Origin of the sequence: Aeromicrobium sp. (assembly GCF_036676885.1) — a bacterium.
Classification (GTDB): Bacteria; Actinomycetota; Actinomycetes; order Propionibacteriales; family Nocardioidaceae; genus Aeromicrobium.
The window spans coordinates 1-9,344 of sequence record NZ_JAKFCB010000368.1; the positions used below are offsets into that span (position 1 = coordinate 1).

Consider the following 9,344-nt stretch of genomic DNA (forward strand, 5'->3'; position numbering starts at 1 on the left):
CGTCGGGGCGTACGTCATCGCGGGCCTGTTGCTCCTCCCGGGCTGGCGCTTCCCGCTCGTCTGCCTGGGCTTCACGGCGATCGCCGCGGTCACGATCGTCTACTCGACGTGGCGGCTCGGCGGGCACGACGTCGAGGAGGCGGCGACCGCCGGCCTGCGGATCGTCGTGCTGGCCGCGCCGGGATCGATCCTGGCTGGGTACGTCGACCCGTCCCGGTTGGCGGACTACCTCGCCCAGACGCTGCACCTGCCGGCTCGGCTGATCGCCGCATTCGCCGCGGCTCTGCAGAAGTTCACCGGATTCGGGCTCGCCTGGCAGCAGCTCGAGCGCGTGCGCCGGGTCCGCGGCCACGGGCGGTCCCGCAACCCGTTGGCCAACGGTCGCTATGCCGCCAACATGTCGTTCGCGCTCCTCGTGCAGGCATTGCGCGGCGCCTCGGCGGCCTCGATCGCGATGGACGCGCGCGGCTTCGCGACGGCGCATGAACGTACGTGGGCCGGGCCCGCGCCGTGGACGCGCCTCGACCGGGCCGGTCTCGTGGTCGCCGCTCTGCTGGGCTCCACGCCGATCCTCGCGCGACTCGCCGGAGCCTGACCCCGGAGGTCATCGACACCCGACGTCGTACGCGGGAGGGTGGAGCCATGAGCGTCGTCGCAGCCGTGGCCCTGGTGCTCGCGGGTGTGATCCACCTGCTCCCGCTGGTCGGCGTCGGCGGCCCGGCGCGCGTCGCCCGGATGTACGACGTACGGGTTGATGGTCCCGATCTCGCGGTGCTGCTGGTGCACCGTGCGGTGCTGTTCGGTCTGCTCGGCGCGCTGCTCATCGCCGGAGCGTGGATCGAGGACCTGCAGCCGTACGCGATCGGCGCCGGGCTGATCAGCGACCTCGCCTTCCTGGTCGTGGCGCGGGCGAATCCGGGCATCAACCTTGCGATGCAGCGGGTCGTGCGCGCCGACGCCCTGTCGGTCGCCCTGCTGGTCGTCGCGGCGATCAGCTGGGCTGTTGCTCGCTGAGCAGGCGGATCTCGGCGATGACCTCCTGCCCCGCGTGGAACAGCGGCGACAAGGCGTGGCGCCCGAACCCCAGGTCGTTCTCGTCGGCCTCGGCGGTACGTCCGCCGCCGACCGTGAGCAGCTGGAACCTGACGCGGCCGAGGTCGGGCAGGTCGAAGCGCGTCGCCGGCTCGGTCTGCCCGACGAAGACCTGAGCCATCGCGACGAAGGCCCGGGTGGCCTCGGCGACCGGCTCGTGCTCGCCGGCGCCGATCGTCCCGCCGCCGGTGCTCACGTACAGGCTCGTCGAGCCGTCGATCAGCGAGACCACCGTGACGACGGCCGCGTCGTACCCGGTCTCCATGAGCACGCCGTAGACCCGGTCAGGGTCGGTCTCGGCCGTGAGCCCGAGGTCCTCGGGCGCGGTCGACAGGACGAGCCGCCGCAGGCCGGCGCTGCCGTCTGCCTCGCTCATTCGATCACGTGCTGGAAGCCCTTGCGCTCCACGTGTTGGCGCCACAGCACCTCGGCGATGTCGGCGGGGTCGTGCCTGAGGCCCTTGCCCAGCCCGCCGACGATCGCGGTGTGGGCCACGTGGATGCCGTGGCCCGCCAGCGACTCGTAGAGCAGCCGGGCGTACGCCACCTCGGCGGCATTCGAGACTGCCGAGCTCGCCCGTTCGGCATTCGGCGCGATGGCTGCTCCGCCGGTCGTGAACAGCAGTGTGCCCCTGCCTCGCTCGCGCATCGACGGGAGCACCGCCTCGACGGCGTCGATCGCGCCGAGGACGCTCAGCTCCAGCGCCGCGCCCATGTCGGCTGACGATGTCTCGGCGACGGGCTTGATCCAGTCGACGGACGCCAAGGGGCTGTAGAGCAGCACGTCGACCGGGCCGAGCGTGTCGGCGAGGTGGGCGAGGGCGACGGTGGCCTCTGCGGGGTTGCGGAGATCGGCCGGCTCGGTGGTCGCGGTGATGCCCACGTCCATCAGCGCGTCGGCGAGTGCGCGCAGGCGGCTGGCGTTGCGGGAGACGAGTCCGACGTCGAATCCTTCGGCCCCGAACCTCCGGGCAGCGGCCAACCCCAGGTTGGGGCCGGCGCCGACGATCGCAAGAGTGGGCATGGTCTCGACGATAGACCTGTGGTGAGGGTCTCTGGCGCGTTACCGGTCGTACGTACTAGGGTGCCAACTAAGCAAGCGCTTAGTTCGGCGCAGCCTTCATGGGAAGAGGTTCTTCATGCCACGCGTGTTCGACAGTCTCGACGACTTCAAGGCAGCTGCCGGAGAGGTGCTCGGCACGAGCGACTGGGTCACGATCACCCAGGAGCAGGTCAACACCTTCGCCGATGCGACCAACGACCACCAATGGATCCACGTCGATCCGGAGCGTGCCGCGAAGGGACCGTTCGGCGGGACGATCGCGCACGGCTACCTGACGCTGGCGCTGCTGCCGGCGTTCGCGGAGCAGATCTACACGATCAACGGCCTGGCGTTCGGGATGAACTACGGCGCCAACAAGGTGCGCTTCCCGAACCCCGTCCCGGTCGGCTCCAAGCTGCGGGCCACCGCGACGCTCAAGGAGACGTCCGACATCGCGATCGGCACGCAGGGCATCGTCAACTTCGTGATCGAGATCGACGGTGTGGACAAGCCGGCGTGCGTCGCCGAGGTCGTCTTCGTCATGGCAGGTGCGTGAGATGGACTTCGCATACGACGCCAAGACGCAGGACCTGATCGGCCAGATGGAAGCGTTCATGGACGAGGTCATCTATCCGGCCGAGCCCACCGCGCACGAGCAGATCCAGGCCTCGATCAAGGATGACTCGTGGTCGCCGCCCGCGATCCTCGAGGACCTCAAGGCCGAGGCCAAGAAGCGCGGCCTCTGGAACTTCTTCCTCCCCGGAGACCAGGGCGCCGGGCTGACGAACCTCCAGTACGCGCCGCTGGCCGAGATCACCGGCCGCAGCATCCAGCTCGCCCCCGCCGCGGTCAACTGCGCTGCGCCCGACACCGGCAACATGGAAGTGCTGCACATGTTCGGCACGCCGGAGCAGAAGAAGCAGTGGCTCGAGCCGCTTCTCGCCGGCGAGATCCGGTCGTCGTTCGCGATGACCGAGCCGGCCGTCGCCTCCTCGGACGCCACCAACATCGAGACGTCGATCGTCAAGGACGGCGACGACTACGTCATCAACGGCCGCAAGTGGTGGATCACCGGCGCGATGAACCCCGACGCCAAGATCTTCATCGTCATGGGCAAGACCGATCCGTCGGCCGACCGCCACCGCCAGCAGTCGATGATCCTGGTCGAGCGCGACACCCCGGGGTTCGACATCGAGCGCGGCATGCACGTGTTCGGCTACAACGACCGCGACCACGGCGGCCACGCCGAGATCTCGTTCACCGACGTACGCGTGCCGGCGAGCAACCTGATCGGCGCCGAGGGCGAGGGCTTCGCGATCGCGCAGGCCCGCCTCGGGCCCGGGCGCATCCACCACTGCATGCGGTCCCTCGGCATCGCCGAGCGTGCCGTCGAGATGATGAGCAAGCGCGCCCTCGACCGCGTCGCGTTCGGCAAGCCGATCGCCGACCAGGGCGTCGTACGCGACTGGATCGCCGAGTCGCGCGTACGCATCGAGCAGCTCCGCCTGCTGGTGCTCAAGACCGCGTGGCTCATGGACACGGCGGGCAACCGTGGCGCCCACACCGAGATCCAGGCCATCAAGATCGCCACGCCGCAGACCGTGGAGTGGATCCTCGACAAGGCGATCCAGGTGCACGGCGCCGGCGGCCTGAGCCAGGACTTCCCGCTGGCCGAGTGGTTCGCCGGCATCCGCACGCTGCGGTTCGCCGACGGCCCCGACGAGGTGCACAAGAACTCGCTGGCCAGGGCCGAGCTCAAGAAGCACGCCTGACGTGGAGCTCTCCGGCGCCAGCGTGATCGTCACGGGTGCGGCCAGCGGCATCGGCGAGGCGATCGCCCAGCGGTTGCTCGAGCGCGGGGCGTCGGTCGTCATCGGCGACCTCGACGCCGGGCGGCTGTCGGCGACGGCGTCGCGCCTCGACGGCCTGCACCCGGGGCGCGTCTCGTACGTCGCCGGCGATGCGTCGGACGCCGCACACGTCGCGGCGCTGATCGACGCCGCGGGTGAGGTCGACGCGTTCTTCGCCAATGCCGGGGTGTTCAAGGGCTTCGGGCTCGAGGCGTCCGACGACGAGTGGGCGCTGTCGTGGGACGTCAACGTCAAGGCCCACGTCGTCGCGGCGCGTGCCCTCGTGCCGGGTTGGGTCGAGCGTGGTCGTGGCTGCTTCGTCAGCACCGCGTCGGCGGCCGGGCTCCTGACGCAGCTGGGCTCTCCGACGTACTCGACGACCAAGCACGCGGCGGTCGGCTTCGCGGAGTGGCTCGCCGCGACGTACGGCGACCAGGGCGTACAGGTCTGCTGCCTGTGTCCGATGGGCGTACGCACCGACATGCTGCACGAGGGCGAGACGACTGCGGTCGGCGATGCGCGGCTCGGCATGAGGTCGGTCGTCAGCGCCGGCGAGACGCTGACGCCGCTCGCGGTCGCCGACGTGCTGCTTGACGCGGTCGAGGCCGGTACGTTCTTCGCCCTGCCGCATCCCGAGGTCGGCACGATGTACGCCCGCAAGGCCGCCGACACGGATCACTGGATCGCCGGCATGCAGCGCTTCCGCCGCTCGCTCGAGGGGTGACCCACGTCGCGTCGGTGCGCGACGCGGCTTGCCACTAGGGTGACGGTGGGGGACAGGGGGTCACCAATGATCGTCAAGGTGGAGCACGCCGGGCTCGTCCTTGCGCTGCGCCGGCTGGAGTCCCTCGCCGATCGGATCGACACGCAGGCCGGCTGGGCGAACCAGGCGACGCCGATCGGGCTGCCCTCGCTGTCGGTCCTGCCGGCCAAGGCCCGCTGGATGCGCGACCAGGTGCCCGACCTCGAGCGGTTGGCCGCGCTCGCGCTGCTGCTCGACACCGGTGCCGAAGGGTCCGTCTCCTTCGAGACGTCCGGTTCGGAGTGGGACGTCCAGGCGATGTTCGACAGCGTCGTGGCGCAGCGCTTCGGCCCTGACTTCCAGGAGTCCACGGGCCTGACCGACGACGAGTTCCGCGACCTGATGCTGACCTTCGGGTCGGTCGGCCAGACGGACCTGCCGGCCGACTCCGGCATCATGAGTGCCGGCGATCTCCAGCAGCTGATCATCGCGAATCCCGATCTCGCACGCGCCCTCACCACGTTGCGTCCGCGGCCCGGCACCGGCCCCGAGGGCACGCTCGCAGGGCTCCTCACCGATGCGTTCGTCGCACCCGGTGGCGCCGACGAGCTGCATGAGCAGCGGCGCCTCGATGCCCGCGACCTGTTCGAAGGCCTGGGGGGCGAGCAGGCTGCGATCCTGGCGATGATGTTCCCCAGCACGGTCGGCAACCTGCCGGGCGTGCCGTTCGACCAGCGCGCCGACGCCAACACGGTGCGCATCGTCGTGGCTCTCGAGGACGAGCAGGACGAGCTAGGCGACCTGAAGGACCAGCACGAGCACAACCAGGGCGACTGGGACTTCCTGGGCCGCAACAACGACGACCTCGACGGCCCGATCGGAGAGTCCGAGGACCTCATCGACCTGTACGAGTCGATCCTGCGCGACGACCGCCAGATCCTGTACTTCGACCCGAGTGGCGACGGCGCGATGGCCGAGCTGCACGATCCCATCGACAGCAGCACCCGCAACGTCGGCGTATTGGTGCCGGGCACGACCGCCGAGCTCTCGAACTTCGACGGCAACGCCAAGCGGTCCCGCACGTTCTCGGACAACAACTCGGCCGGTGAGCTCTCGATGATCACCTGGATGGGCGGTGACCTGCCCGACTCGATCGTGGCGGATGCGCCGTTCGCGAACTACTCGGTCGCCCTCGGGCCCGGGCTCGCCGACTTCTCGCACGACGTGCGACTCGAGATCGACCGGGCAGGGTCGGAGGCTCAGGTCACGTACGCCGGCCACTCCTACGGCGGCGCTGTGGTCGGTCGGTCTGAGCTGCACGGTCTCGACGCCGACCGCGTCCTGCACATCGAGTCCGCCGGCATGGGTCACGACGTCGAGGACGCCGACGATCTGTCGTCGTCGCAGTCCGGCGTCGACCGCTACTCGATGACCGCGCCCGGCGACATCATCGGCGAGACCCAGGGCACGCAGGTCGGCGACAACATCGGTCATGGCGCCGACCCCGACGAGTTCGAGGGAACCACCCGCCTGCACACCGGCGACAAGGTCGACGGCTCGCCGAACACCGGTCTGAACTCGCACACGACCGTGTTCGAGGTGGGATCCGACGCCTGGCAGAACATGTACGGCGTGTTCACGGGCGGCACGGTCGAGACCTACCGTTCACCCCACTATGAGTACGTGAGGTCCACCTACGGCGTGTCGTCCTACCAGGACGGCTGGAACGACGATGGCGAGAGGATCGACATCGAATGAGACGTCCGACGGTGAGTTGGGCCACGATGATCCTGCTGGTGGCTGCTGTTCTCGGCGGCTGCCAGGGCGACAAGGAGAACGACATGGACGTACAGCAGCGTGCCGAGGCCGCGGCGGAGAAGAACCGGCAACATGTCGACGACCTGGTCGAGCGACTCGGTGGCGTGGGGGCGAAGGTCGTCGGCGATGACATCATCGACTGCGACCCGCAGGACCCCGATGCGGGACTGCTGCACAACTACACGGTGCGCTTCACCGCGCCCGAGGGTGCGGAGACCCGTCTGAAAGGAGAGGTGGCCGACGCGCTCGAGGCCGAGGGGTGGACGGTCCGTCGCGACCCCGACACCGAGCGGGAGATCAGTCTGCGCTTCCTGCGCGACGGAACCTCGCTGGGCGCAAAGCTCGCGGTGCACTCGGACGGCGCCACCGCCGGCGGCTCGAGCGGCTGCGTCCGCTGATCGAGCGCTCAAGGCTGCCGACGCGGATCATTGGCTCGCCGCGAAGCAGCGTTTTCGCAGGTCAATCGGGTGAGGAGCCCCATTGATTGTTGATAGCCTGTCTGGGTGATCTTCTCGTTCGGGGGCGGGACGCGGAGGCTTGTCCTCATCGCTGCCACGGTCCTCACCCTCAGCCTGTCAGCGTGCTCGTCCGACGACCAGCCTGCCGATGACCCCACGGCGACCGCGTCGACATCGACGCCTGACCCGAAGGCCGCCGACGAGGCCGCCGTCAAGGACCTCGTCGATCGCTTCTGGGACACTGTCGTCGCCTCCGAGAACGAAGGCAACACCGATCCCAAGCAGTTCGCCGGCGTGGCCAACGGCGTGTTCGTCGAGAGCCAGCTCGCAACGCTCAAACGCTACAAGAAGATCGGCCTGCTCCGCGTCGGCAAGCCGGTGATCAGTGACGTCGAGGTCACGATCGCGGGGGACTCTGCCGACATCAAGCTGTGCAAGAACGAGGACGGCTGGACCGCTGAGCAGGACGGCGAGCCAGTCCCGAACGACAAGAAGTTCGGCAGCGCACCCTGGGGTGCCGCGGCCACCAAGGTCGACGGGACCTGGCTCGTCACCGACGTACGACTCCCCCCGAAGGGCTCGAAGACATGCGCGTGAAAGACGTGCGCCGTCGTGCGGTGCACGTCCTGACAGCTGTCGCCGTGGTGCTGGGGCTGACCGTGCTCTTCGCCGCCCCGGCCCAGGCAGAGCTGTGCGAGGTCACCGACTCCCAAGGCAAGGTCACGTATGTCGAATGCGCCCCGGGAGGCGGCACCACGACACCTCCGCCGGGCGGCGGCGGTGGGTCCGGAGGCGGGCCGAGCTGCGATCTGAGCAAGGAGCCCTACACCGAGTTCTGCCACGGCAACGCAGCGTGCTGGGGCAACAACCCCTCCCCGAACACCGAGGACGACCTCGGTGACCGGATCGGCCCCAAGCCGGGCGACGACTACCACATCGCCTTCAGGTCCTGCGACGACGGCGAGGACAAGTGGTACTGGACCAAGGACGACGCACCGAGCCGTGAGGAGCTCGCGCGACGGGCGTACGGCGCGCTCCAGGTGCCGGTCTTCACACCAACGTTCAACCCGCCCACGAGGACCTACGTCAACCTCGACACCTGGTGGTGGGCGCAAGGTGCTGGCACCGACGAGCTCGTCGGCAGTGCCGCCAACGGCATCCGTGCCCTGGCGACGCCCGACCACATGGAGGTCGATCCCGGTGACGGCTCGGGCGTGTTCCGCTGCGAGTTCAGCACCACGAAGTCCGACGAGTGCGCACACACCTATCGCCGTGCGAGCTATGCCGGCAAGGCCGTTGCGGCGGACGGTTCCAAGGCCTACCCGGCGCGCATGCGGCTGATCTGGGACGTGCGTTTCGAGGACGACGGGGCGCCCTTGGTGATCGGCGGATTGCCGACCTCGCTCGCGAGTCCGTGGCAGGGCAGTGCGGTCCCAGTGCGCGAGATCCAGACCGTCGTCGTGCCCAGTCGTTGAGCTGATCGGCCAGCTGGGAGCGCACGTCTTCGGAATGGGTTGTCCACAGCCGGGATTGCAGCCGAAAAGGCGTGTCAGTGGTGGCGTCTAGGTTGGGAGTATGTTCACCGAAGCCGCCACCGAGGACCTGCTGAGGGAGGTCCGTTCGTATGACTTCGGTGGCGATCCGGTGCAGGAGTTCGGTGCCAACCGGATTGACGCGATTGTGGGGTTGGATCGGGTGATCCGGGCGGCGCAGGCCGAACAGCTGGCCCAGATCGCGGCGCTGTGTGACGAGCGGGTCGAGGTGATGCCGGCCGGTCGTGGTGACCCGACGTTGTCGGTGATCGGTGAGGTCGGCATGGCCCGCAACATCAGCCCGTCTGCGGCCGGCACCCAGGTCGGCCTCGCCCTGGGCCTGGAACGGTTGCCGCGGGTCAAGGAGCTGTTCGCCGCCGGACGGATCAGCGAACAGGTCGTGCGTGCGGTGGTCAGGGAGTCGGTGTCGCTGGCCACCGATGACTTCGTGGTGCTGGACGGTGAGATCGCACCCCAGCTTCCGGGTCTGACCCACGTGCAGGCCGGGCAGCTCACCGCACGCGCCGTCATCCGGATCGACGCCGACGCTGCCCGTGAACGGGCTCAACTGAACCGAGCCGATCAGCGGGTGTCGATGTTCCCCGACACCGACGGTGTCGCGATCCTTCAGGTACGCGGACCCGCCGAACAGATCCTCGCCGCACATTCGGCCTTGGACCGGCACGCCCGGGCTCTGCACGCCGCCGGTGACGACCGCACGATCGGGCAGATCATGACCCAGACTCTGGACGAGCGGTTCACCGGGCTCAGGTATGCCGAGGGCACCCCTGTTGAGGTCCAGCTCGTCATG

Annotated in this window: 12 protein-coding genes; 10 read left to right on the plus strand and 2 right to left on the minus strand. The window is 69.1% G+C overall.

Annotation, left to right across the window (positions count from 1 at the left end; translation table 11 throughout):
* A partial coding sequence (locus V6M46_RS17395; RefSeq protein ID WP_332667392.1) for a CbiQ family ECF transporter T component occupies positions 1 to 595 on the plus strand: 595 nt, incomplete at its 5' end.
* Positions 596 to 642: 47 nt separating this feature from the next.
* A complete protein-coding gene (locus V6M46_RS17400; protein WP_332667394.1) occupies positions 643 to 1,014 on the plus strand; it encodes a hypothetical protein in 372 nt (123 codons plus the stop codon).
* Here the strand turns inward: V6M46_RS17400 and V6M46_RS17405 are convergent.
* Entirely contained in the window at positions 992 to 1,468 is a 477-nt protein-coding gene (locus V6M46_RS17405) for a hypothetical protein (RefSeq protein ID WP_332667396.1), read from the minus strand. The genes V6M46_RS17400 and V6M46_RS17405 overlap by 23 nt on opposite strands.
* Positions 1,465 to 2,115, minus strand: a complete 651-nt coding sequence (locus V6M46_RS17410; protein WP_332667398.1) for an SDR family NAD(P)-dependent oxidoreductase — start codon at positions 2,113 to 2,115, stop codon at positions 1,465 to 1,467. Before V6M46_RS17410 ends, V6M46_RS17405 begins: the two co-directional genes overlap by 4 nt.
* A 115-nt stretch (positions 2,116 to 2,230) precedes the next feature.
* On the opposite strand from V6M46_RS17410, the gene V6M46_RS17415 reads away from it, so the two are divergent.
* The 8 genes from V6M46_RS17415 to V6M46_RS17450 form a co-directional block, all read left to right on the plus strand.
* Entirely contained in the window at positions 2,231 to 2,689 is a 459-nt protein-coding gene (locus tag V6M46_RS17415) for a MaoC family dehydratase (protein ID WP_332667400.1), read from the plus strand.
* A 1-nt stretch (position 2,690) separates the two neighbouring features.
* Positions 2,691 to 3,905: an acyl-CoA dehydrogenase family protein gene (locus V6M46_RS17420; RefSeq protein ID WP_332667403.1), complete on the plus strand. Its 1,215-nt coding sequence runs from the start codon at positions 2,691 to 2,693 to the stop codon at positions 3,903 to 3,905.
* Position 3,906: 1 nt separating this feature from the next.
* The gene (locus V6M46_RS17425; protein WP_332667404.1) at positions 3,907 to 4,707 is read left to right on the plus strand and encodes an SDR family oxidoreductase; all 801 of its coding nucleotides are present in this window, start codon (positions 3,907 to 3,909) and stop codon (positions 4,705 to 4,707) included.
* Between the two features lie 66 nt (positions 4,708 to 4,773).
* Positions 4,774 to 6,483: an alpha/beta hydrolase gene (locus V6M46_RS17430; protein ID WP_332667406.1), complete on the plus strand. Its 1,710-nt coding sequence runs from the start codon at positions 4,774 to 4,776 to the stop codon at positions 6,481 to 6,483.
* Positions 6,480 to 6,941 (plus strand): hypothetical protein, encoded by a 462-nt coding sequence (locus V6M46_RS17435; RefSeq protein WP_332667408.1) that lies wholly within the window; start codon positions 6,480 to 6,482, stop codon positions 6,939 to 6,941. The genes V6M46_RS17430 and V6M46_RS17435 overlap by 4 nt, the downstream gene beginning before the upstream one ends.
* A gap of 105 nt (positions 6,942 to 7,046) precedes the next feature.
* Entirely contained in the window at positions 7,047 to 7,598 is a 552-nt protein-coding gene (locus tag V6M46_RS17440; protein ID WP_332667410.1) for a hypothetical protein, read from the plus strand.
* Positions 7,589 to 8,476, plus strand: a complete 888-nt coding sequence (locus tag V6M46_RS17445; protein WP_332667412.1) for a hypothetical protein — start codon at positions 7,589 to 7,591, stop codon at positions 8,474 to 8,476. The genes V6M46_RS17440 and V6M46_RS17445 overlap by 10 nt, the downstream gene beginning before the upstream one ends.
* Positions 8,477 to 8,576: 100 nt before the next feature.
* A partial coding sequence (locus V6M46_RS17450) for a DUF222 domain-containing protein (RefSeq protein WP_332667413.1) occupies positions 8,577 to 9,344 on the plus strand: 768 nt, incomplete at its 3' end.

Coding starts and splice junctions, on each gene's coding strand:
- V6M46_RS17400 (WP_332667394.1), top strand. CDS start 643: ATGAGCGTCGTCGCAGCCGTGGCCCTGGTGCTCGCGGGTGTGATCCAC.
- V6M46_RS17405 (WP_332667396.1), bottom strand. CDS start 1,468: ATGAGCGAGGCAGACGGCAGCGCCGGCCTGCGGCGGCTCGTCCTGTCG.
- V6M46_RS17410 (WP_332667398.1), bottom strand. CDS start 2,115: ATGCCCACTCTTGCGATCGTCGGCGCCGGCCCCAACCTGGGGTTGGCC.
- V6M46_RS17415 (WP_332667400.1), top strand. CDS start 2,231: ATGCCACGCGTGTTCGACAGTCTCGACGACTTCAAGGCAGCTGCCGGA.
- V6M46_RS17420 (WP_332667403.1), top strand. CDS start 2,691: ATGGACTTCGCATACGACGCCAAGACGCAGGACCTGATCGGCCAGATG.
- V6M46_RS17430 (WP_332667406.1), top strand. CDS start 4,774: ATGATCGTCAAGGTGGAGCACGCCGGGCTCGTCCTTGCGCTGCGCCGG.
- V6M46_RS17435 (WP_332667408.1), top strand. CDS start 6,480: ATGAGACGTCCGACGGTGAGTTGGGCCACGATGATCCTGCTGGTGGCT.
- V6M46_RS17445 (WP_332667412.1), top strand. CDS start 7,589: ATGCGCGTGAAAGACGTGCGCCGTCGTGCGGTGCACGTCCTGACAGCT.